This window comes from Pseudonocardia endophytica (genome assembly GCF_004339565.1).
GTDB lineage: Bacteria > Actinomycetota > Actinomycetes > Mycobacteriales > Pseudonocardiaceae > Pseudonocardia > Pseudonocardia endophytica.
In genome coordinates this window covers 628,651-651,213 of sequence record NZ_SMFZ01000001.1, presented here as the reverse complement: position 1 = coordinate 651,213, position 22,563 = coordinate 628,651, and the positions used below count along the sequence as shown (strand labels likewise).

The window sequence follows — 22,563 nt, the reverse complement described above, 5'->3', positions numbered from 1 at the left end:
TCCGCTCTGCGAGTCGCCGTCCCGATGCGGATTCGCGATGGCCGTTGCTGCGGTCGACGGTGTCCCGTGCCGCGGGACACCGGCTCGCCTGATCGACTCACTGCTGGTCAGGGCGCATGTGGCGGATCCACGACGCGACGCGGGGAAGCGGCGTCGACGGTCCGCCCGGGGGCGGCGCGGAACCGGATGTCGCCGCGTTCGCGCGCTGCCCGGCCCCTGCGGTGCGGAGGCACTCCGCACCGGGTCCGATGGCGTCGAAGCGCGCCACGCGTAGTGGTCGACCGGGTGCTCGAACCCATTTCTTGCGCGATTTTCGGCTGGCTCGTCACGCAATTCATGGTGACATTGAGTGGGATCCGGAAATCATGCTCTGTCCCTTGTGGACCAGCGATTCATCGCTCTCGTGTATCGGCTGTCGTCCGGAAGCGTGCGGGGTTCGGTTCGAGCGGCGGGGAAGTCCCTCACCGGTCGTTACGGCGCCGTGACGTGCGATGACGACGGGTGTCGCCGATCACGTGACGGCCGTCACGTCCAGTGTGGATACTGCATCGGCCTGCCGTTCGTCGTACCGCTTATCGACGCCGTGCGGCATTCTCCGCCGCCGACCGGCATGGCGACTCCGGATGAAACATGTGTTTCCCGCGACGTCGGATCGCTGTCGAACCCGGACCGCGCGGGAGTCCGACGAAGATCGGTCCGAGGGCGTCACGACGCAGGTCGTGCGACGATCGGCCGGTGCGTGACGCGACGACCGGCCGGCCCGTGAGGGCGTTGTCCCCGCCCCGTCGGCTACGCCGGCAACCGACCCCCGAGTCGTGAGCGGCGGCCCCACGTCGGCGCAGAGCCCACCCGATGCCGCCGAGGCACCCGATCCGCGCCGCTGGCGGGCCCTGTGGGTCACGCTGGTCGCGGGCTTCATGTCGCTGCTCGACGTCAGCATCGTCGCGGTGGCGCTGCCGTCGCTGCAGCGCGGGCTGGAGACCGGGCCGTCCGGCGTGCAATGGGTGGTGTCCGGGTACGCGCTGACGTTCGGGCTGGCACTGGTACCGGCCGGTCGGCTGGGCGACGCGTTCGGACGCAGGCGGATGTTCCTGATCGCGCTGAGCACGTTCGTCGTGTGCAGCGCGGCCGTCGGCGCGGCCCCGACGATCGAGCTGCTGGTCGCGGCCCGTCTGGCCCAGGGGCTGGCCGCGGGCATGCTGGCGCCGCAGAACTCCGGGCTGATCCAGAACCTGTTCACCGGGGCCGAGCGGGCGCGGGCGTTCGGGATGTTCGGCACGACGGTCGGGCTCTCGACGGCGTCCGGTCCGCTCGTCGGCGGCCTGATCCTGGGTGCCGCCGGAGGTCCGGACGGCTGGCGATGGATCTTCTTCGTGAACCTACCCATTGGGTTAGTGGCACTGATACTGGCGGCCCGTCTGATCCCCCGCGTGCCGGGTAGCGGGCTCGACCGCAGGGACATCGACTGGACCGGCGCGGTGCTGCTCGGCGGCGCCGTGCTGGCCGTGCTGCTCCCGCTCGCCCAGGCCGAGTCGGGAGGGATCCGGCGCCTGTGGTGGCTCTTCGGGGTGGCCGCCGCCCTCGGTGTCGTGTTCACCGTCTGGGAGCGTCGCGTGGCCAGGACCGGGGCGGTGCCGCTGCTCGACGTCCGGCTGCTGTCCTCCACGTCCGGCTACGGCTGGGGGACGGCGCTCGGCGCGGTGTACGTCGTCGGGTTCTCCGGCGTGTGGATCGTGACCGCGCAGTTCTTCCAGGGCGGGCTCGGCTACACGCCGCTCGAGTCCGGGCTGGCGACGATGCCGTTCGCGCTCGGCTCGGCCGTGGCCGCGACGTGGGGCGGCCGGTTGGTCGTGCGGTACGGGCGCCGCCTCACGGTCTTCGGGCTCGTCGTGGTGATCGTCGGCTTCTCGGCGGTCGCGCTGCTGTTCGCCGTCGTCGACCCGTCGACGGTCGGGATCGCCGCCGCGCCCGCGCTCCTGGTGGCCGGCATGGGCGGTGGGTTCGTCCTGTCGCCGAACCTGACCATGACCCTGCGTGCGGTGCCCGTGCGGATGGCGGGTTCGGCGGGCGGTGCACTGCAGACGGCGCAGCGTGTCGGCGCCGCGATCGGGACGGCCGGCCTGGCCGGGCTCTACTACGCGTTCCTGTCCGCCACCGGCCGCGACACGCAGGCCGCGGTCGCGTTCACGTTCCTGGCCACCGTCGGGACGACGCTCGTCGCGCTTCTGATCGCGCTGGTGGACCTGCGTCGTGCCCGCAGCGACGTCGCCGACGACCCGCACGACGGACACATCTCCCACGACTGACAGGCACACCCGGGGCTGCCGTTCTGTAACAGGTGTTGCATTCACCCTCGCCGAGCGAGTAGTTGTCCGGCGTGAGCGAAGCAGCCATCGCGTTCGGGATCGTGTTCCTCGCCGAGCTCATCGACACCAGCGGCCTGGTCACGCTGGCGCTCAGTGCCCGGTTCGGCCCCCGGTGGGTGCTCCTCGGCGTCGGCGCCGGGATGGCCGTGCATGTGGTGGTGGCGATCGTGGCCGGGAGCCTCCTGACGCTGCTCCCGCAACGGCTGCTCGAGGGCGTCCTCGTCGTCGCGTTCCTGGTGGGCGCGTTCCTGCTCGTACGCGGGGAGGACGACGATGACGACGACGAGGTCACGACGACGCCGGTCACCCGCTGGAGCGTGGTGGCGACGGCCTTCGGGATCACCGTGCTCTCCGAGTTCGCCGACCCGTCGCAGCTCGTCGTCGCCACGCTCGCCGCGCGGTACTCGGCGCCGATCGCCGTCGGGGTCGGCTCGCTGCTCGCGCTCTGGGCGGCGTCCGCGCTCGCCGTCTACTTCGGCGACCGCATCCAGCGCTTCGTCCCCGTGCGGTGGGTGACGATCGTGACGGCGGGGATCCTCGTCGTCCTCGCCGTGATCACCGCGATCGACGCGATCCGCGGATGACCGACCGGCTCAGGCGTCCGACCAGAACTTGATGCCGAGCGCGTTCAGCCTGCGCTTGTGCTGCCGCATCGCCGTCGCGATCGCGTCGGCGGTGATCAGGTCGCCCCACGCCTTCGTCGCGGACTCGCCGCGCTCGAGCATCTCGGCGGCCTTCTCGTCGGAGACGTTGGCGTTCTGGATGACCCGCGAGCCGAACCCGATGTGCCACCGCTCGTCGCGCAGCACGAGCTCCATGCCCTTGTGCAGGCCCGGAAGCTTGACCGACAGTCCCTCCAGCGCCTCGAGCATCGCGTGCTGCCCGGCCAGCAGCACCACGCCCTCGATGACCATGTGATAGAGCCCGACGGCGTCGGTCAGGCCCTCGTGCTCGTCGGCCAGGCGCTGCGCGGTGGCCGGGAGGGTCTCCTCGAACAGGGCGACGAGCTCGTCGGCGACGTGGTCGCGCAGGTGGTCACGGCGCTGCGCGGTGTCGTCGCCGGGGATGCCTGCGACGGACGAGGCGACCAGGTCGAAGAACCGGGCGTGCCGGGCCTCGTCGCGTGCCTGGGACTGGAACGCCTGCGCCATCGACTTCTCGTCCGTGGCCGACGCCGCGACCTGGTAGTTGCCGAGGTTGCCGGCCACGGCCGTTTCGGCGATCACGAAACCGGCCAGCAGCCCCAGGACCCTCGCCTGCTCGGTCTCCTCGAGCTTCGGCCACGCCTCGCGGTCGGCGGAGAAGTCGAGTTCCGTCTCGTCCCACTGCAGCGTCTCGGCGAGCTGCACGAAGTGGTCGTATCCGCTGATCATGGCGTCCTCAGTCCTCCGGGAACTCTCCCGGCTCCAGCTGGCGGAAGTCCGCCTTCGTGGCAGCACAGATCGGGCACATCCAGTCGTCGGGGATGTCCTCGAACGGCGTGCCCGGCTCGATGCCGCTGTCCGGGTCACCCTCGGCCGGGTCGTAGATCCAGCCGCACGCCTCGCACATCCACCGCGGGGTCTCGGTCTCCGTCTCCGCGGTTCCGACGCTCATGCGCAGCCCCGCCCGACCGGCTTCTCGATCGTCGTCATGTGCCTCCCACGACTCCTTCGCGACCCACCGACCACGACCGGTGCATCGCGATCAGCGGCGAACCCGGACCGGCCGTGTGTGGGTCACCTCACGTCGGCATCCTCAGGAGGCCACACCGATCGAGCGTTCGCAAGCCGACGGAGCCGTCCCGATGCTCGCTCCGCACGCGTCGCTCAGTCCCCGAGGGCCTCCTTCAGGAACTGCACCTGCAGGAGCAGCAGGTTCTCCGCGACGACCTCCTGCGGAGTCATGTGCGTGACGCCGGACAGCGGCAGCACCTGGTGCGCACGCCCGGCCGCGAGCAGCGCGGAGGACAGCCGCAGCGTGTGCGCGGCGACGACGTTGTCGTCCGCGAGGCCGTGGACGATCATCAGCGGCCGGGCGGTCCCCGGGGTGCCGGCGTCGTCGATCAGCGACGAGCGCCGGTAGGACTCGGCGGACGTGTCCCGGCCCAGGTAGCGCTCGGTGTAGTGCGTGTCGTAGAGCGCCCAGTCGGTGACCGGCGCGCCGGCGACCGCCGCGTGGAACACGTCCGGGCGGCGGAGGACGGCCAGCGCCGCGAGGTACCCGCCGAACGACCACCCGCGGATGCCGACCCGCCCGATGTCCAGGTCGGGGTACTCGGCCGCGGCCGTGTGCAGCGCGTCCACCTGATCCTCGAGCACGGGGGAGGCCAGGTCGAGGTGCACGGCCCGCTCGAACTCCGGACCGCGGCCCGGCGTGCCCCGCCCGTCCGCGACGACGACGGCGAAGCCCTGGTCGGCGAACCACTGGCTGGTGAGATGGCCGTTGCGGGCGGCGAGCACGCGCTGGGAGTGCGGGCCTCCGTACGGGTCGAGCAGTACGGGCAGGCGGGTGCCCGGCTCGTGGCCGGTGGGCAGCAGCACGGCCGTCCGCAGCTCCCGCCCGCCCAGCACGTGCAGGGCGACCCGCGGGACGAGACCGGGATCGGCGGCGTGGCTCGCGACCGGGACCTCCGTGCCGTCGGCGCACACCAGCACCGTCCGCGACGCGTGCTCGAGGTCGGTCGAGGTGCGGACGAGCGTGCCGCCGCTCAGCGTTCCGGTGTGCACGCCGTGCTCCGGGGACACCGGGACCGGATCCGATCCCGGCGTGACCGTGAACAGGCGGATCGACACCGGGTCGGTGGACGCGCGGAACAGGACCGCGTCGCCGTCGGTCCCGAGCACGTCCCGGACCTGCATCGACGCCGGCGTGAGCGCCGTGTCGCCGGCGACCAGACGTCGTGCGCCGTCCCGGTCCACGGCGCGCACGAGCGTGCCGTCCGCCGTGGTCGCGGGCGTCCCCGGCACGATCTCGGTCCACACCGGATCGACGTCGGAGTGCAGCACCGACGTCGCGCCGGTCCCGACGTCGACGCCCAGCGTCCGCAGCTCCGTCTGGTCCCGCGGCTGCACGACGACGAGCGCTCCGCGGGAGTCCCAGCGGACCGTGACGAGGTACTCGTAGGTCTGCGCCTCCCAGGCCACCGGCGTGTGTGCCCCGTCGAGGCGCACGATCTCCAGCCCGACGAGCGCGTTGGCCGTGCCCGCGGCCGGGTAGGCGACCGGGGTGGGCGTGCGGTCCGGGTTCGCCGGGTCGGCGATGTGCCAGCGCGGCACCGGCGACTCGTCGACGCGCGCGACGAGCAGCGCCGCACCGTCCGGCGACCACCAGTAGCCGCGGGTGCGGTTCATCTCCTCGGCGGCCGCGAAGTCCGCCAGCCCGTGGCTCACGTGCTCGCCGTCCGGAGCCCGCAGCACCGTCGTCGCGCCGGTGGCGATCTCGTGCACGTACAGCGCGCGGTCCGCGACGAACGCGACGCGCGACCCGGTCGGGTCCAGCCGGGGGTCGACGACCGCCTCGACGTCTCCGATGTCCAACGCGCGCGGCGCCGGGTCGCCGGTGAGTGCGACCAGGTACAGCCGCCCGGACAGCGCGAACACGGCGTGGCGGGCGTCCGCGTCGCACGCGTAGCCGACCACGCCGCCCGCCTGCTCGCGGACCCGCTCACGCCGCGCCCGCTCGGCGGCCGGGAGGTTCTCCTCGCCGTCCGGCGATAGCGCCGCCGGGTCGACCAGCAGCCGCTCCTCGCCGGTCGCGGCGTCGATGCTCCACAGGCAGGTCACCGGGTCGGTGCCGCCGCGGCTGCGCAGGAACACGGCGCGCGACCCGTCGGGCGCGACGGTGAACCCGCGGGGCGTGCCGAGCGTGAAGCGGCGGGTGCGGGCGTGCAGGCGGGGGAACGAGTCGTTCACGGCTGCGGAACCTATCCGACGTCACCGACAGGACCGGCCGTGCCAGGCTTGCGCCGTGACCGACGTGCCGGATCCCGCGTGCGGCCTGCCGCGTGGATCGACGTGACGACGCCGCGGTGACCGCGCTCGACGCCGACGACCCCGCCGTCGTCGGCCCGTACACGGTGCTCGGGCTGCTCGGCCGCGGCGGGATGGGCCGGGTCTACCTGGCGTCCGGAGTGGACGGTCGCCGGGTCGCGGTCAAGGTGATCCGCTCCGACCTGGCGTCCGACGACGTCTTCCGCACCCGGTTCCGCCGGGAGATCGAGGCCGCGCGGCTGGTCCCGGACCGGCACACGGCCCGGGTGCTCGACGCGGACCCGGACGCCGCCCGGCCGTGGGTGGCGACCGAGTACGTGTCCGGGCCGTCGCTGGAGGCCCACGTCCTCGCCCGCGGCCCGCTCGGGGGCCGGGACCTGCGTCGGCTGTCGGTCGGCCTGTTCCGCGCGCTCGTCGCGCTCGGGCAGGCCGGTCTGGTGCACCGCGACCTCAAACCGTCCAACGTGCTGCTCGACGGCGGCAGGCCGGGCCGCCCGCGCGTCGTGGACTTCGGGATCGCGCGGGCCGCGGACGAGACGCGGATGACGTCGACCGGCGCGCTCGTCGGGACCCCGGCGTACATGGCACCGGAGCAGGCGATCGGCGACTCCGAGGTCGGGCGGGCGGCCGACGTGCACGCCGCGGGCGCGATCCTCGTGTTCGCCGCGACCGGCGCCCCGCCGTATCCGGCGACGTCGGCGGCCGCCGTGCTGTACCGCAAGCTGCACGGCGAGCCGGAGCTCGGGGTGACGCCGGAGCCCGAGCGCGGATGGGCGGCGCGGTGCCTGGCGCGCGACCCGGCCGACCGTCCGGACGCGGAGCGGTTGCTGTCCGAGGCGAGGCGCCCGGTGCGCCGCGCGGTCGTCGCAGCGGTCGCGCTCGTCGCGCTGATCGTGCTGGGCGGCATCCTGTTCCAGACCGTGGGTGGGGGCGGGACCACCCCGACGCCGACACCGACGACGGCCCGAGCGGGGCCGACGACCGACGCGTCGATCCCCGGCGGCGGACCCGCCGTCAGCACGCCTCCGGCCGTACCGGCCACGGTGGACGGATCGACCGTCCGGCTCGGACACCGGGCGGGACGCGTGGTGGCCGGCGCCGGGCGGACGTACGTGACCGACGCCGACACCGGAGCGGTCACCGTGCTGGACGCCGGGGGACAGCAGCTCGGACGGGTCGACGCGGGCCGCTTCCCGACCGCGCTCGCCCTGTCCCCGGACGGCACGCGCCTGTTCCTCACGCTGAACACGACGCCGACCCGGCTGGTCGCCGTGGACACGGCCACGTTCCGGGTCGCCGGGACCGTGGATCTCGCGCCGGGGTCCGGGGGAGCGGACGTCGTGCTGCCCGCCGACCTGGCCGTGACACCGGACGGCGGCAGCGTGGTCGTCGCGGACCCGCGCAGCTCACGGGCGATCACTGTGGACCCGGTGTCGTTGCGCCCCACGGCCGAGCGCCGGCTGGACGCGGTGCCGCGCGCCCTCGCCGTCGTACCGGGGCGTGTCCTGGTGGCCTGCGGTACGCCGGGCGACACCACGGGCGTCGACGTGCTGGCGCTGCCCGGGCTGTCACCGGTGGCGCGGGCACCGGGCGTCGAGGACGCGCTGGCCCTCGCCGCGGACGGGGACCGGGCGTTCCTGTCGGCGAGCGGGCAGTCGGTGTCGGCGACGCCGGAGCAGCCCGGGGTACGGGTGCTCGGCACCGGCGACGGGCGCGCGCGCTCCGTGCTCGACGACGTCGGGCCGGCCACCCGGCTCGTCACCGGTCCCGGCGGTCGCTGGCTCTACGCGCTCGACCCGTCCGGCGGGACCGTCACGGTGATCGACACGACCGGCCCGCGCGTGGCCGGCCGGGTGAGCGTGCCGCAGGAGGCCGAGGACCTGGCCGTGTCCCCGGACGGCCGGGTGCTCTCCGTCGTCGTCGGCGACACCGTGCGGACGTTCACGGCGCCCCGGTAGAGACGGCCTCAGTAGAGCCTGTAGGCACCTCGGGACACGGTGAAGCCGTGGCCGGTGGAGGTGTTGCGGCACTCCACACCGCCCTCGCGGCTGACGCACGTCACCTCGCGGGACGTCAGGGCCCGCCCGTAGTCGAGCGCGGGCAGGCCGGGGTCGGCGACGGTGTCCCCGGCGCAGGTCAGCGTCGCGGCGGCGGACCCGGCGAGCTCCGCGCCGGTGCCGTAGGCCAGCGGGCACGAGACCGGCCGCGGCGGCACCTGCCAGGTCCGCTCCAGCACGTCGCAGCGGACCTCGAACGGTCCCTGCAGGCAGGCGATGTTGCCGCTCGGGCTGGCGAACCGGAGCTGGTCGGACGCGCTGCCGTAGCGGACGTCCTGCGAGGTGTCGACGACCGTCGCCCCGGCCGTGACGTCCGCGGGCTGCGACGACGGCGGACCCGCGGTGGGCGGGGCGAACGGGTTGGTCGTGGTCCCGGCCGCGACCGGGGTGGTCGGGGCGGACGGGTCGGGGCGCAGCGCGAGCACGCCGAGCGTGCCGCCGACGCCGACGAGCACGGCGAGCAGTACGGCGCCGGCAATCACCAGCAGGCGCCGGTTGCCGGGCGTCCCGCCCGATGCGGGACGCGGCGGCGGGGGAGCGACACGGGTCTGCGGCGGGGGAGCGGACCACCCGCCGTACCCGGTGGCGCGGACCGTCGGATCCTCGGTCGTCGGCACGGGCGGCCACAGCCCGCCCGGGGTGCCGCCCTGCGCGGGGTCCGCGCGTGTGTCCGAGCCACCCGGCACCGGCGCGACGAGCGTGCCGCCCGGTGTCGCGCCGCGACCCACCGGCTCCGGTGTCGCCGCCCCACCGTCGCCTGCCGTGATCGCCGCCAGCCGGTCCCGCACCTCCGGCGCCGTCGGCCGGGCTCCCGGGTCCTTGGCCAGGCACGCGCGCAGCACCGGGAGCAGTGGCCCGAGCTGCTTCGGCAGGTGCGGCTCGTCGTGCACGACGCGGTACAGCGCCCCGGTCGGGGAACCGGCGTGGAACGGGGTCCGGCCGACCACCGCGAACGTCAGCAGCGAGCCGAGCGAGAACACGTCCGACGGCGGTTCCGCGTCGGCACCGAGCACCTGCTCCGGCGACATGTACTCGGGCGTCCCGACGCTCTGCCCGGTCGCCGTGATCCCGGTGCCGTCGACGGCGCGCGAGATCCCGAAGTCGATCAGTCGCGGGCCGCCGTCGGTGAGTAGCACGTTGGACGGCTTCAGGTCGCGGTGGACCAGCCCGGCCGAGTGCAGCGCGGACAGCGCGGCAGCCAGCCCGGACCCGAGCGCGGCCGCGCCGACCGGGTCGTAGAACCCGCGCGTGGTCAGCTGCTCGAGCAGCGACGGCGCGTCCAGGAACGCCGTCGCCAGCCAGGGACGCGGCGCATCCGGATCGGCGTCCAGGAACGGGGCCGTCCAGCCGGGGGGTGCCTGCGCGGCCAGGCGGATCTCGCGGCGGAAGCGGGCGCGGAACCCGTCGTCGTCGGCGAGCTCGGCGTGCACGAGCTTGATCGCGGCGAGCCGACCGTCGGGATCCTCGCCGAGCAGTACCCGGCCCATCCCGCCGGCCCCGAGCAGGCCGACGACGCGGAAGCGGCCGACCGTCGTCGGGTCGTCCGGGCCCGGTGGTTGCCGCACGGCCGGAGGCTAGCGGCAACCGCACGAACCGGGCATCGACCGTTCGGTCGCATGTCAGCTCGCGCGTGCCTCTTCCAGACCCCGTTCGGCCAGCTTGTCCGCCCGCTCGTTCTCCGGGTGCCCGGCGTGCCCGCGCACCCAGAACCACTCGACGTCGTGCCGGGCGGCCGCCGCGTCGAGCTCCCGCCAGAGATCCTCGTTCTTCACCGGCTGGTCGCTGCCGGTGCGCCAGCCGCGCCGCTTCCAGCCGTCCATCCAGCGTGTGATCCCGTTGCGCACGTAGGTGCTGTCCGTGTGCAGGTGCACGACCGACCGCCGGGTCAGCGTCTCCAGCGCCCGGATCGTGGCGGTGAGCTCCATCCGGTTGTTCGTCGTGACGCCCGCCTCGCCGCCGGACAGCTCCCGCTCGTGCGCGCCGTACCGCAACACGACGCCCCACCCGCCGGGACCGGGGTTCGGACGGCACGCGCCGTCGGTGAAGATCTCGACGACGGCCGGCACGGGCGGGAATCTACCGAGCCGACCACCCCGGGTCGCGGCCCGACACGGCGACGATCCGGTCCAGCGTCGTCGCGTCGTCGCCGACCGGGACCTCCGGACCGAACACGCCCATCTCGCGGCCCTGTGGCGCCATGCCCTCGACGGCGCCGAGCGCGGCGGCGAGCACGTCCTCCGGCCAGTGCGGCTCCAGGTCGAGCGCGCGGCCCAGGTCCCAGCCGTGCAGCACGATCTCGCCGAGCACCATGCCGCCGATCATCGGGGCGGGCAGCGGCTCCGGGCCGCCGAGCGAGACCGTGCCGTCCCAGGCCGCCGGGTTCGACCACGTCCCGGCGAGCCGGTCGCGCGCGGCGTTCAGCAGATCCGGCCAGTCCCCGACGACCGGGTCCGCGGTCTCGTCGGGCGGTGTCACCGGGTCGCCGCGTCCGGCGTCGGCGAGCATCGGTGTCCAGTGCAGCAGGTGGGCGAGCAGGGCGTGCAGGTCCCAGGAGCCGCACGGGGTCGGTGCGTCCAGCGGGGCGTGGGCCGCCGCGCGGACGAGGGCGGCGTGCGGGGCGGCCGCCGTGCCGATCAGGAGGGCGGGGGAGGTCATGGCCGCGACGGTAGGAGGTCGCGCCGCCGCGGTCTTGGACGAACGCGACATACTCGTCTCCGTGTCCCGGGACGTGCGCGAGCTGGGTGGGGCGTGGACCCGTTCGCAACGGCACGCGTTCGATGCGCCGGACGCCGATCTGGCCCCGTGGGTGGACCGGTTCTGGACGGTCCGGTGGGACTACCAGGAGCCGTACCGGCAGAAGATCGTCCCGTATCCGCAGGCCCACCTGACCGTCCGGCCGGGCGTCGCGGCCGCCGAGGTGCACGGTCCGCCGAGCCGCCACGTCGTGAAGGAGCTGGCCGGCAACGGGAGCGTCGTCGGTGTCGCGTTCCGGCCCGGGGTGTTCCGTGCCCTGCTCGGGCGCCCGGTGCACGAGCTCACCGACCGGTGGCGGCCGGCCCGCGACCTGCCCGTGTTCGGCTCCCGCCCGGAGGATCCGGCCGACGCCGCCGAGATGGCCGACTGGCTGCGTGCCGTGCTGCCGCCTGCGCCGGATCCGACCGGGCGCGACGCCGCCGCACTCGTCGAACGCGTGGCGTCGGACCGGACGATCACCCGCGTCGACGAGCTGGCCGCCGTCGCCGGGACCGGTGTCCGCGGGCTGCAGCGGCTGTTCCGCGAGCACGTCGGGCTCGGTCCGAAGTGGGTGATCCGCCGCTACCGCCTGCACGAGGTGACCGAGCGTCTCGCGACGGGCGCGACGATCCGGTGGGCGGACCTGGCCGGCGAGCTGGGCTACGCCGACCAGTCCCACCTGTCCCGTGACTTCACCGCACTGTTCGGCGAGCCGCCCGGCTGGTACGCGCGGCGCTACTGACCACCACGCCGAGACGTGCCGTCGCGACGGCAGGGACTCCGGGCTCGGTCACCGAGCGGATCCGCTTTCTTCCGGGTGACGCCCGTCCGATTCGGGAAATCGTTGTCGCGCAATCCTTCGGGTGAAGGTTCCGCCGTTCGTGGGCCGGATTCGGGCCGGGCTGGATAGATGTGTCCCGGGCCGGAACATGTTCGGTCGCACGAGAGGAGACGTGAATGACCGTGAAGAAGGCGGGCTGTGTCGTCGCCGGCGTCGTCGCCGCGATGATCGCGCTGACGCCGATCGCATCGGCGACCGAGGCGCCCCACGGGCACGACGGCAAGCAGTGCTCGTTCGTGGCGGGTTCGTCAGGGGCCGACTCGTCGATCACCGGCGACAGCCTCGCCAACGCCGTGGCGCAGGCCCCGGTCGGTGGCAACAACGCGGCCAACGTCGGCAACTGCAGCGACTTCCTGAACAACAACCTGAACGGGAACCTCAGCGGCAACGACGTGGACGTCCTCGGCGGCGTCCCGGATCTGCTGCCGCTCCCCTGAGCTCTGGCACCGCACGCGACGGCGGCCCCTGGCGGACACCGCCGGGGCCGCCGTTCCGCGTTCAGTAGACGCGGTGGTCGGCACGGGCGACGGCGAACCCGTGCCCGGTGGAGGCGTCCCGGCACTCCACGCCGTCGCGCTTGCTGACGCACGTGACGTCGCCGCGACGCAGTGCCTGGTCGTAGTCGAGCGCCTGCGCCGACCGCGCGCTGGACGGCTCGCAGCTCACGAACGCAGGCCCGGAGCCGGCGAGCACGGCCGTCCCGTTCGCGGGCGGGCAGTCCGGTGCGCCCGCCGGGAGCTGCCAGTTCCGCTTCCCGATCGTGCACCGGGACCCGTCGTCGGCCATCCGGCACTCGATGTTGCCGGTCGGGGACCGGAACGACCACGCGTCGGCGCCACCGAACGGGGCGCCGTCCACGACCGTCGCCCCGTCCGCGACATCACCGGGCACCGGCGCGCCGGCCTGGGTCTGCGCCACCGGTGGCGCCTCGTCGCCCGAGCCGGTCGTCAGGCTCACCGCGAGCACGGCGGCTCCGACCAGCACGACCGTCACCACCAGGCCCACGGCGACCCGCCGCTCGGCCGGGCGAGCCAGGAACCGCCGGACGTCCGGCCACCACGAGGCCGGCGCCAGCGACGACGGCAGTGACGACGTGGCCGACGGCACCGTCCACCGGGCTCGGGTCGTCGGCGCTTCCAGGGGCGGTCCGACCGGCGGCGGCTCCGGCGGCGCGGCGACGGCGGACCACGGCATCGGCGGGGTGCGCGGGTGCGCATCGATGCGGGCCGTGGGGATCGGCGCCGCCTGCGGGGGAGCGGGTGCGGGCCGCGGCCGGATCGGTCCGTCGCCGGGGGTGCGGGGAGCGGGCACCGGGCCGAGCGCGTCCAGTGCGGCCGTCGGGCGGGGGAGCGGTGACGACATGCGGCCGGGATCGGTCTCGGGGGTATCCGGGTCGTGAGCGTTCATCGCGCGGCACGCTAGGTAGTCGCAGGCCCGGCGACGACGTCCGTTCGGCCCAGTCCTGCCCGCTGTTCACGTCCGGTCGGTGAACGGCGTGATCGCCACGGCGCACGATCGGGTGAGCGGACCCGTTCTCTCGCCGGGCGGCACGGGTTCCGGTTGCGCGGTCGCTCGGTATGGGGCGCAAGCCGATCGGTCCCGGCGCGACGACGCGTGGTCCGGCCACGGACACGGTGGCGCACCGTCCGGGGTTCCGGCGACGGCCGGATCCGGGGAGCCCCGCCCGTCACCCGACCACGCGGCGGAGCCGGATCGCTGGCATCCCGGTGACCCGTCGGCCCCGCGTTGCGCTCACCGCGCTAGCGCGGTGCTGCACTCCATGAGCGGACGGTGATCGTCGCAACACGCTCGGGTAGTGGTTCGGGGTCACCCATGACCGTGAGCCGTGACGGCTCGTTCACTCACCGTGGCCGGACAGCAGTCCGGTCGGCAGCGGAAATCGCCGTCGGAGTACGGCTCGTCGAACGGAGAAGTCCATGAACAAGAAGAAGGCCGGCTTCATCACCGCTGGTGTCGTCACCGCTCTGGTCGCCGCGTCCCCGCTGGCGTTCGCCACCGAGGGTGGCCACGACAAGGACTGGCACAAGGGCGGCCCCGACCAGGTCTGCGTCACCAATGGTGGCGACGGCGGCGCCCTCAGCCTGATCCCCGGCGGCAGCCTGGCCAACGCCGTCGTGCAGGCACCGGTCGCGGGCAACAACATCGCGAACATCGGCAACTGCAGCAACTTCCTGAACGACAACCTGAACGGCAACGCCAGCGGCAACGCCATCGGCGTGCTCAGCGGTCCGGTCGTCGCGCCCTGATCGGATGACCGACGGGACGCCGAGCACCGCATCGCGGTGCTCCGTCCCGGTCGTCCGGTCCCTCGACGCCTCACCGGGTGAAAACCCGCCGTCGAGCCGTTCCCGAATTCCCCCGGTGTCGTTTCCCTCCACGAAGGCCGAATCGCGTTCGGCCGTACGCGAGGAGTCGCCGTCGTATGACGGCATGGAGAGGAACACGCGGATGAACAAGAAGAAGGCCGGTCTGGTCTCTGCGGGCGTCCTGACCGCTCTGGTCGCCGCCTCGCCGCTGGCGTGGGCGGTCGGACCGTCGCAGCAGGCCCCGGAGAACTGCTCGTTCAGCGCGAACGGTGGCCCGGCCGTCGAGCCGCCCGCGCTCCCCGCTCTGCCGGTCCCGGTGAACGTCGTGCCGCAGGTCTCGTCCGAGGGCGACAACGTCGGTCACTTCGGCGAGTGCAGCACGTTCAACAACAACAACGGCGAGGGCAACGGCCTGGGCAACACGCTCAACGGCAAGGAGCTCCCGGCGCCGTCCGTGCCGGATCTGCCGCTCCCGGGCGGCGTGCCGAGCATCCCGCAGCTGCCCGTCGGCTGATCGGTCGCACGACCGTCACGCACAGCCGCACGACGGCCGCCGTCGAATCCCCCGCAGCCGGGGTTCGACGGCGGCCGTCGTCGTGTGTCACTCCCCGGTGTCGCCGACGAGTCCCCGCAGCTCCGCGAGCACCGCGCGCTGGATGTCGGCCAACGACCGGGTCTCGCCGTCGGCGATCCACGCCCCGAATGCGACCCGGAACACCGCCACGCCGCTCTGCGCGGTCAGCGACGCGGCCGTCTCCTCGACCCCGCGCCGTCGCAGGGCCTCGGTCATCGCGGTCGCGAGCGAGGCGAGCTTGAGCAGCTCCCGCTCCTGCAGGCCCGGGTCCTTGTCGATCACCGCCTGACGCGTCCGTGACCAGCCGCGGTCCGGGAAGAAGTTCGTCGCCGCGGCATCCAGTGCCGCCGCGACGGCCTGCATCGGGTGATCGTCGCCCGCGCCCTCCAGCCCGCTGAGGAAGACCTGCTCGAACTGCTCCTGGCCGGCGAAGATCACCTCGCGCTTGTCCGCGAAGTACCGGAAGAACGTCCGCTCGGTCAGCCCGGCCGCCTCCGCGATCTCGGCGACGGTCGTCCCGTCGAACCCGTGCTCGGCGAACCGTTCGAGGGCCGCCGCCTGCAGCCGCTCGCGTGCCCCGGGACGCCATCGCACCATGGGTTCCATCCTAGTGATGACAGCTACTGACATCGAAGCGTACGCTGATGTCAGTCGCTGACATCGATGAAGGAGTGAGTGCGATGCGGGTGTTCGTCACCGGAGCCAGTGGGTGGATCGGGTCCGCGAGCGTCGACGAGCTGATCGCGGGCGGGCACGAGGTCGTCGGCCTCGCGCGCTCCGACGGGTCCGCCGCCGCGCTGGAGGCCAAGGGCGCCACCGTCCTGCGCGGCGACCTCGACGACCTCGACGCGCTGCGACGCGGCGCGCGGGAGTCCGAGGGCGTCGTGCACCTGGCCAACAAGCACGACTGGGCGAACCCGGCCGAGTCGAACCGGGCGGAGCGGGTCGCCGTCGAGACGCTGGCCGGCGAGCTCGTCGGGTCCGACCGGCCGCTGCTCGTCGCGTCCGGGGTGGCGATGCTGGCGGAGGGGCGTCCGGGGACCGAGGACGACCCGTCGCGCAACGTCGGGCCCGACTCGCCGCGCGGCGGCAGCGAGAACCGGGCGTTCGACTTCGTCGACCAGGGGGTGCGGGCGGTGGCCGTCCGGTTCGCGCCGACCACGCACGGCGACGGGGACCACGGGTTCGTCTCGCTGATCACCGCCGCGGCCCGGACGCACGGCGTGTCCGCCTACGTCGACGACGGCGTGACGACCTGGTCGGCCGTGCACCGCTCGGACGCGGCACGGCTCGTCCGGCTCGCGCTGGAAGGCGCCCCGGCCGGGTCGCGGGTGCATGCGGTCGCCGAGGAGTCGATCCCGAGCCGGGCGATCGCCGAGGCCATCGGTGCCGCGCTCGACGTCCCGGTCACGTCCGTGGCCCGCGACGACGCGATCGAGCACTTCGGGTTCATCGGCGGGTTCTTCGGGATGGACCTGTCCGCGTCGAGCGCGCTCACCCGGGAGCGGTTCGACTGGCGCCCGACCGGTCCGACCCTGCTCGAGGACATCGCCGCCGGCGCCTACACCCGCGACCGCGCCGGGGTCTGACGGGCGGGTCCGACGGCCGGTGTCAGCCGACGACGATCGGCCGGCCCCTGCTCCTGACGGTTCTCCGTCGACATGGCACTCATGGCTGTCCGGGGTGCGGCGGGACGACCATGAGTGCGATCTCGGTCCGACGATCACCGCGCCGGTGCGGAACCGCGTGGGCGGGCGAGGCCGACGGATCGGCTCGTCCGGTTCGACGCCGCGGACCCGGTGCTCGGGCCGTACCCGCTGGTCGGCCGTGCGGGTTGACCATCACGGGAGAATCGCCCGCATGACCGACCAGCTCTCCGTGCAGGACGTCGCCGCGTTGAAGGAGAGCGAGGTGTACGAGCGCCTCGGCGCCGCCCTGCTGCGGGCGGAGCCCGGAACGGACGACCGTGCCCGGGCGTTCGGGGAACAGTGGTTCAGCTGGAAGCTGCCCGAGATGGGACAGCGTCTCCGCGACGCGGACGCCCCGGATCGCCTCGGCGACGAACCGGACCCGGCCGCCGTCGCGGATCTCCTGTCCAGGATGGGGGACGCGACGACCGTCGCGTGCGCCGCCGTGCTCGTCGTCCGTCGCGGTCTGGAGGAGGTCTGCGAGGAGGACGACGACGACTGACGACGGCTGAGGCGCCGACCTGGTGCGGGCGGCCTACCAGCCGCGGTCCTTCCACTCGGGCAGCTTCGGGCGCTCGTCGCCGATCGTCGAGTCGTCGCCGTGGCCCGGGTAGAACCAGGTGTCGTCGGGCAGCTTGTCGAACACCCGGGTCTCCAGGTCTCCGACGAGCTGGTGGAAGTCGGGCTCGGACCAGGTCTTGCCGGGCCCACCGGGGAACAGCGAGTCGCCGGTGAACAGGTGCGGACGGTCGTCGCCGCGGTAGAGCAGGGCGATCGAGCCGGGCGTGTGCCCGCGCAGGTGGATCACCTCGAGCTCCACCTCACCGAAGCGGATCGTGTCGCCGTCGTCGACGGTCTCGTCCATCGGGATCGGGAGCTCCGGCGCGTCCACCGGGTGCGCGATCAGGCGCGGCTCGAACATCCCGGCCACGGCGCTCAGCGCCTGCCAGTGGTCGGCGTGGCGGTGGGTGGTCACGACGTGCCGGAGGTCCGGGCGGTCGTCCGCGGAACCGATCAGGTCGGCCAGGCGGTCCGGCTGGGCCGCGGCGTCGATCAGCAGCGCCTCGTTCGTCGCCGAGCAGACGAGGAGGTAGGCGTTGTTGTCCATGTCGCCGACCGACACCTTCGTGATGCTCAGGCCGCCGAGATCGCGCCGGATGGCCGCGCCGCCCGGGTCGGTGTGGCCGCTGTAGTTCGCCAGGACGTCCATTCCGGCAGGCTATCGGGCGAGCGGGGGCACGCGCCCGAATGGTGACGGTGCGGACGCGGATCAGTCGTGACCGCGACCCCTCCCGGCGTCGCCGTGGCCGTCGCGCTTCCCGGTGTGCGACCCGCCCCGGCCGCGGTCGCCCTTCCTGTCGCCCTTCTCCGCGCCGCGGGCGCCCGCGGCCCGGTTCCCGGGCGCCGCGGCCTCGCGCGTGGACGGGACGGTGGCTGTCCGGGACGCATCGCCGGTCGCCGTCGGGCCGGTGGCGGCCTCCCGAGCCGCGGGAACGGACGTCGGAACCATCGCGCGCACCGGCACGGGCGCGGACGACGGCGCAGGGAGCACGGAGCCCACCGGCGGCGTCGCGACCGGCGAGAGGGTGCGGCCGTCCTCCGGTGCGGACCCGGTGAGCGACCACGCCCCGGCCCCGGCCAGACCGGCCGCAACGAGGAGGCCGGCCGCGATCAGCACCGGCCGCCGTCGGAGCGGGGACCCCGGCGATCCGGTCGGCGCCGGAGGCCCGGCGGCGGTCCGGCCTCCTGGCGGGACGGCCACCGGTGGCCCGACCGCGGTCCGGCGTCCCTCCGGCAGGGGCTCCGGGGAACGCTGCGACGGGACGATCACCATCATCGTGCGGGGGTCTCCGTCGTCGAGCGCGGACGCGACCTCGGCCGCCGTCGGGCGGTCGTCCGGGCGGTCCGCGGTCATCTCCGGGAGCAGGGCGGCGAGCGGACCGGGCAGATCCGCCGGGATCTCCGGCCTGCGGGCGAGGCGCGCGATCGCCACCTCCTTCCCGGTGCCGGAGTACGCCACCCGGCCGGTCACGGCCTCGAGCAGCACCAGCCCCAGTGCGTAGACGTCGGTCGGCGGGCCGACCGGCTCCCCGCACACCTGCTCGGGCGACATGTAGGCGGCCGTCCCGATCACGGCGCCGGTGGTGGTGATCCGGGTCTGGTCGACGAGCAGCGCGATCCCGAAGTCGGTCAGGCGGGCGCGTCCGGTGCCGTCGAGGAGGACGTTGGCCGGGGTGACGTCGCGGTGGGTGATCCCGTGGGAGTGCACGTGCGCGAGCGCGCGCGCCAGCTCGCGACCGATGCGCGCGACCTGCGGCGCCGGCAGCGGGCCCCGGCCCCGGCACGCGGCCAGCGTGAGGCCGTCGACGAGCTCCATCACCAGGAACGGGCGCTCGTGGTCCGCGACGCCCGCGTCGAGGACGCCGACCAGGCCGGGATGGTCCAGCCGGGAGAGCAGCTCCATCTCCCGCTCGCGGCGCCGTGCCGGCACGCCGTCGACCGCAGGGCCGAACATCTTCACCGCGACGGCGCGTCCGGTCGTGCGGTCCCGGCCCCGGTACACGGTCGCGGACCCGCCCCTGCCGATCGCGTCCCCGAGCTCGTAGCGACCACCGAGGACGGTGTCCGGAAGACCGGTCCCGGCCGTGCTCGTCTCCACCGCGCCCCCTCGTGTCACCCGGTCGAGTGACACAACGTAGTGGAGCTCCACCGTGCTCGTGTCCGTACCCCAGGGTTGCTCCGGAGCGAGTCGAACGCGTGTGCGATCCTCGTTCCCGGACGATCGGCGGTCGCGGCCGGGAAGGCGAACGGTCCGTCCGGCGTTGTACAGCGCAGCACCGCGCCGGGACGACGTCCGGCGCGTCCCGACGGTCGTCCGCCGCTCGGGACTCCGCGAGCGGGTTCTCGACGCGTTCTTGTCGGGGGTCCGTCCTAGCATCGTCCACGGGCCGACCGGATCCCGTCCGATCCGTCGCAGGTCCTTCGTCCGCCGGCAGCTCAGGAGGCGCGCACCGTGACCGACCACCTCACCGAGGCCCCCCTCACCGACGTCCGCTCGGCCGTGCCGACGCCGGGCGCGCCGGGGGGTCCGCGGCTGGTCGTGCGCGGCGCCCGGGAGCACAACCTCCAGGGCGTCGACCTGGACCTCCCGCGCGACAGCATGATCGTCTTCACCGGGCTGTCCGGGTCCGGCAAGTCCAGCCTCGCGTTCGACACGATCTTCGCCGAGGGGCAGCGCCGGTACGTCGAGTCGCTGTCGGCGTACGCACGGCAGTTCCTCGGGCAGATGGACAAGCCGGACGTCGACTTCATCGAGGGCCTCTCGCCCGCGGTGTCGATCGACCAGAAGTCGACGAACCGGAACCCGCGCTCGACCGTCGGCACGATCACCGAGGTGTACGACTACCTGCGGCTCCTCTACGCACGGGCCGGCGTGCCGCACTGCCCCACCTGCGGGCACGTGATCGAGAAGCAGACGCCGCAGCAGATCGTGGACCAGGTGCTGGACATGGAGCAGGGCTCCCGGTTCCAGGTGCTTGCCCCGGTCGTGCGCACCCGCAAGGGCGAGTTCGTGGACCTGTTCTCGACGCTGCAGGGCCAGGGCTACTCGCGCGTGCTGGTGGACGGCACGGTGTATCCGCTGTCCGAGCCGCCGACGCTGAAGAAGCAGGAGAAGCACGACATCTCCGTCGTGGTGGACCGGCTCTCGGTCAAGGCGACGGCCAAGCAGCGGCTGACCGACTCGGTCGAGACGGCGCTGCGGCTGGCCGACGGGCTGGTCGTGCTCGAGTTCGTCGACCTCGACGAGGGGGACCCGGAGCGCGAGCGCCGGTTCTCCGAGCGGATGGCCTGCCCGAACGGGCACCCGCTGTCGCTGGACGACCTCGAGCCCCGGACGTTCTCGTTCAACTCGCCCTACGGCGCGTGCCCGCAGTGCACCGGCATCGGGATCAAGAAGGAGGTCGACCCGGAGCTCGTCGTCCCGGACCCCGATCTCAGCCTGGCCGACGGCGCGATCGCACCGTGGTCCGGCGGGCACAACGCCGAGTACTTCGGGCGGCTGCTCACCGGTCTGTCGACGGCGATCGGCTTCCGGATGGACGCCCCGTGGCGCACGCTGCCCGCGGCGGCGCAGAAGGCCGTGCTGCACGGCAGCGACGACCAGGTGCACGTCCGGTACCGGAACCGGTACGGCCGGGAGCGCGCCTACTACGCGAACTTCGAGGGCGTCATCCCGTTCCTCGACCGCCGGCTGGACCAGACCGAGTCGGAGTCGCAGCGGGAGCGCTACGAGGGCTACATGCGGGACGTGCCCTGCCCGGCCTGTCACGGGGCACGCCTGCGGCCGGAGGTCCTGTCCGTCACGCTCGGGCACGAGACGCAGGGCGAACGCTCGATCGCCGAGGTCTCGGCGATGTCGGTGGCCCACTGCGCGGAGTTCCTGAACGGCATGGTGCTCGACGAGCGCCAGGCCATGATCGCCGGACGGGTGCTGAAGGAGATCCAGGCGCGTCTCGGGTTCCTGCTCGACGTGGGCCTCGAGTACCTGTCGCTGGACCGCGCGGCGGGCACCCTGTCCGGTGGTGAGGCACAGCGGATCCGGCTGGCGACGCAGATCGGGTCCGGGCTGGTCGGCGTGCTCTACGTGCTGGACGAGCCGTCGATCGGCCTGCACCAGCGGGACAACCGCAGGCTGATCGACACGCTGACCCGGCTGCGGGACCTGGGCAACACGTTGATCGTCGTCGAGCACGACGAGGACACGATCCGCTCCAGCGACTGGGCCGTGGACATCGGCCCCGGCGCCGGGGAGCACGGTGGCCACATCGTGCACAGCGGGAGCGTCGAGGGCCTCGAGTCGCACGACACGTCGCTGACCGGGGCGTACCTGTCCGGTCGCCGGTCGATCCCGGTGCCGGAGAAGCGCCGCGCGCTGGACGCGAAGCGGAAGCTGACGGTCGTCGGCGCCCGCGAGCACAACCTGCACGGCATCGACGTGGACATCCCGCTGGGCGGTCTGGTGTCGGTCACCGGCGTGTCCGGGTCCGGCAAGTCGACCCTGGTGAACGACATCCTGGCCACGGTCCTGGCGAACCGGCTGAACGGCGCCCGACAGGTGCCGGGGCGGCACACCCGGATCAACGGCGTGGACCAGCTGGACAAGCTGGTGCGGGTGGACCAGTCGCCGATCGGGCGGACTCCGCGGTCCAACCCGGCCACCTACACCGGCGTGTGGGACAAGATCCGCAAGCTGTTCGCCGCGACCACCGAGGCGAAGGTGCGCGGCTACCAGGAGGGCCGCTTCTCGTTCAACGTCAAGGGCGGACGCTGCGAGGCGTGCACCGGCGACGGCACGATCAAGATCGAGATGAACTTCCTGCCGGACGTCTACGTGCCGTGCGAGGTCTGCAAGGGCGCCCGGTACAACCGGGAGACGCTCGAGGTGCACTACAAGGGCAAGACCGTCGCGGACGTGCTGGACATGCCGATCGAGGAGGCGGCGGAGTTCTTCGCGCCGATCACGTCGATCAGCCGGTACCTGCGCACGCTCGTCGACGTCGGGCTCGGCTACGTCCGGCTCGGCCAGCCGGCCCCGACGCTGTCCGGCGGCGAGGCGCAGCGCGTGAAGCTGTCCAGCGAGCTGCAGAAGCGCACCAACGGCAAGAACATCTACATCCTCGACGAGCCGACCACGGGGCTGCACTTCGAGGACATCCGCAAGCTGCTCGCCGTGATCCAGGGCCTGGTGGACAAGGGCAACTCGGTGATCGTGATCGAGCACAACCTGGACGTGATCAAGACGTCGGACTGGGTCATCGACATGGGCCCGGAGGGCGGCTCGGGAGGTGGCACGGTGGTCGCCGAGGGCACGCCCGAGCAGATCGCGGCGAACCCGGAGAGCCACACCGGCCGGTTCCTGCGCCCGCTCGTCGAACCCGAGGAGCCCGCCGCCAAGCGCCCGGCGCGCAGGCGGCGCGCGGCCGCAGCAAGCTGACGGTGAGGGCC

General features: G+C 73.6%; 20 protein-coding genes. 10 read left to right on the top strand and 10 right to left on the bottom strand.

Annotation, left to right across the window (positions count from 1 at the left end; genetic code table 11):
- The first annotated feature begins 815 nt into the window (after positions 1 to 815).
- Positions 816 to 2,306, top strand: a complete 1,491-nt coding sequence (locus tag EV378_RS02575) for an MFS transporter (protein ID WP_243653228.1) — start codon at positions 816 to 818, stop codon at positions 2,304 to 2,306.
- Positions 2,307 to 2,377: 71 nt separating this feature from the next.
- Positions 2,378 to 2,950 (top strand): TMEM165/GDT1 family protein, encoded by a 573-nt coding sequence (locus EV378_RS02570; RefSeq protein WP_165922115.1) that lies wholly within the window; start codon positions 2,378 to 2,380, stop codon positions 2,948 to 2,950.
- 9 nt (positions 2,951 to 2,959) lie between these two features.
- On the opposite strand, the gene EV378_RS02565 is transcribed toward EV378_RS02570, so the two are convergent.
- The 3 genes from EV378_RS02565 to EV378_RS02555 form a co-directional block, all read right to left on the bottom strand.
- Positions 2,960 to 3,739 (bottom strand): ribonucleotide-diphosphate reductase subunit beta, encoded by a 780-nt coding sequence (locus EV378_RS02565; protein ID WP_132421146.1) that lies wholly within the window; start codon positions 3,737 to 3,739, stop codon positions 2,960 to 2,962.
- Positions 3,740 to 3,746: 7 nt separating this feature from the next.
- Entirely contained in the window at positions 3,747 to 3,962 is a 216-nt protein-coding gene (gene rd, locus EV378_RS02560; RefSeq protein WP_243653227.1) for a rubredoxin, read from the bottom strand.
- Positions 3,963 to 4,174: 212 nt separating this feature from the next.
- Positions 4,175 to 6,259 (bottom strand): prolyl oligopeptidase family serine peptidase, encoded by a 2,085-nt coding sequence (locus tag EV378_RS02555; RefSeq protein ID WP_132421144.1) that lies wholly within the window; start codon positions 6,257 to 6,259, stop codon positions 4,175 to 4,177.
- A gap of 116 nt (positions 6,260 to 6,375) precedes the next feature.
- Here EV378_RS02555 and EV378_RS02550 point away from each other — a divergent pair, with 116 nt between their 5' ends.
- Positions 6,376 to 8,295: a protein kinase domain-containing protein gene (locus tag EV378_RS02550; protein WP_132421143.1), complete on the top strand. Its 1,920-nt coding sequence runs from the start codon at positions 6,376 to 6,378 to the stop codon at positions 8,293 to 8,295.
- Between the two features lie 8 nt (positions 8,296 to 8,303).
- Here EV378_RS02550 and EV378_RS02545 read toward each other — a convergent pair whose 3' ends face one another.
- The 3 genes from EV378_RS02545 to EV378_RS02535 are packed head-to-tail and all read right to left on the bottom strand — an operon-like array spanning position 8,304 to position 11,049.
- Positions 8,304 to 9,959: a serine/threonine-protein kinase gene (locus EV378_RS02545; RefSeq protein ID WP_132421142.1), complete on the bottom strand. Its 1,656-nt coding sequence runs from the start codon at positions 9,957 to 9,959 to the stop codon at positions 8,304 to 8,306.
- A 54-nt stretch (positions 9,960 to 10,013) separates the two neighbouring features.
- Positions 10,014 to 10,460, bottom strand: a complete 447-nt coding sequence (gene rnhA / locus EV378_RS02540; protein WP_132421141.1) for a ribonuclease HI — start codon at positions 10,458 to 10,460, stop codon at positions 10,014 to 10,016.
- 10 nt (positions 10,461 to 10,470) lie between these two features.
- Positions 10,471 to 11,049, bottom strand: coding sequence for a TIGR03086 family metal-binding protein (locus EV378_RS02535; RefSeq protein WP_165922114.1), 579 nt, complete (start codon positions 11,047 to 11,049; stop codon positions 10,471 to 10,473).
- Between the two features lie 61 nt (positions 11,050 to 11,110).
- Between EV378_RS02535 and EV378_RS02530 the strand changes: the two genes are divergently transcribed.
- Together EV378_RS02530 and EV378_RS02525 are read left to right on the top strand one after the other, a co-directional pair.
- Positions 11,111 to 11,869, top strand: a complete 759-nt coding sequence (locus EV378_RS02530) for a helix-turn-helix domain-containing protein (RefSeq protein WP_243653226.1) — start codon at positions 11,111 to 11,113, stop codon at positions 11,867 to 11,869.
- A gap of 215 nt (positions 11,870 to 12,084) precedes the next feature.
- Positions 12,085 to 12,405, top strand: coding sequence for a hypothetical protein (locus EV378_RS02525; RefSeq protein ID WP_132421138.1), 321 nt, complete (start codon positions 12,085 to 12,087; stop codon positions 12,403 to 12,405).
- Positions 12,406 to 12,466: 61 nt separating this feature from the next.
- Here the strand turns inward: EV378_RS02525 and EV378_RS02520 are convergent, their stop codons facing one another.
- Positions 12,467 to 13,375 carry a hypothetical protein gene (locus EV378_RS02520; RefSeq protein WP_132421137.1) on the bottom strand — a complete coding sequence of 303 codons (909 nt, stop codon included), beginning with the start codon at positions 13,373 to 13,375 and terminating at the stop codon, positions 12,467 to 12,469.
- A 530-nt stretch (positions 13,376 to 13,905) separates the two neighbouring features.
- On the opposite strand from EV378_RS02520, the gene EV378_RS02515 reads away from it, so the two are divergent.
- Positions 13,906 to 14,235: a hypothetical protein gene (locus EV378_RS02515; RefSeq protein WP_132421136.1), complete on the top strand. Its 330-nt coding sequence runs from the start codon at positions 13,906 to 13,908 to the stop codon at positions 14,233 to 14,235.
- A 184-nt stretch (positions 14,236 to 14,419) separates the two neighbouring features.
- Complete coding sequence (locus EV378_RS02510; RefSeq protein ID WP_132421135.1) at positions 14,420 to 14,809, top strand: hypothetical protein; 390 nt, start codon at positions 14,420 to 14,422, stop codon at positions 14,807 to 14,809.
- Positions 14,810 to 14,896: 87 nt separating this feature from the next.
- Here the strand turns inward: EV378_RS02510 and EV378_RS02505 are convergent, their stop codons facing one another.
- Positions 14,897 to 15,466, bottom strand: coding sequence for a TetR family transcriptional regulator (locus EV378_RS02505; RefSeq protein ID WP_132421134.1), 570 nt, complete (start codon positions 15,464 to 15,466; stop codon positions 14,897 to 14,899).
- Between the two features lie 83 nt (positions 15,467 to 15,549).
- Here EV378_RS02505 and EV378_RS02500 point away from each other — a divergent pair, with 83 nt between their 5' ends.
- Positions 15,550 to 16,458 carry an SDR family oxidoreductase gene (locus EV378_RS02500; RefSeq protein WP_132421133.1) on the top strand — a complete coding sequence of 303 codons (909 nt, stop codon included), beginning with the start codon at positions 15,550 to 15,552 and terminating at the stop codon, positions 16,456 to 16,458.
- A 271-nt stretch (positions 16,459 to 16,729) separates the two neighbouring features.
- A complete protein-coding gene (locus EV378_RS02495) occupies positions 16,730 to 17,059 on the top strand; it encodes a hypothetical protein (protein ID WP_132421132.1) in 330 nt (109 codons plus the stop codon).
- Between the two features lie 33 nt (positions 17,060 to 17,092).
- On the opposite strand, the gene EV378_RS02490 is transcribed toward EV378_RS02495, so the two are convergent.
- Together EV378_RS02490 and EV378_RS02485 are read right to left on the bottom strand one after the other, a co-directional pair.
- Positions 17,093 to 17,767 carry an MBL fold metallo-hydrolase gene (locus tag EV378_RS02490; protein WP_132421131.1) on the bottom strand — a complete coding sequence of 225 codons (675 nt, stop codon included), beginning with the start codon at positions 17,765 to 17,767 and terminating at the stop codon, positions 17,093 to 17,095.
- Positions 17,768 to 17,827: 60 nt separating this feature from the next.
- Positions 17,828 to 19,216: a serine/threonine-protein kinase gene (locus EV378_RS02485; RefSeq protein ID WP_165922113.1), complete on the bottom strand. Its 1,389-nt coding sequence runs from the start codon at positions 19,214 to 19,216 to the stop codon at positions 17,828 to 17,830.
- 402 nt (positions 19,217 to 19,618) lie between these two features.
- Here EV378_RS02485 and uvrA point away from each other — a divergent pair, with 402 nt between their 5' ends.
- Positions 19,619 to 22,552, top strand: a complete 2,934-nt coding sequence (gene uvrA, locus EV378_RS02480) for an excinuclease ABC subunit UvrA (protein WP_132427259.1) — start codon at positions 19,619 to 19,621, stop codon at positions 22,550 to 22,552.
- Positions 22,553 to 22,563 lie beyond the last annotated feature (11 nt).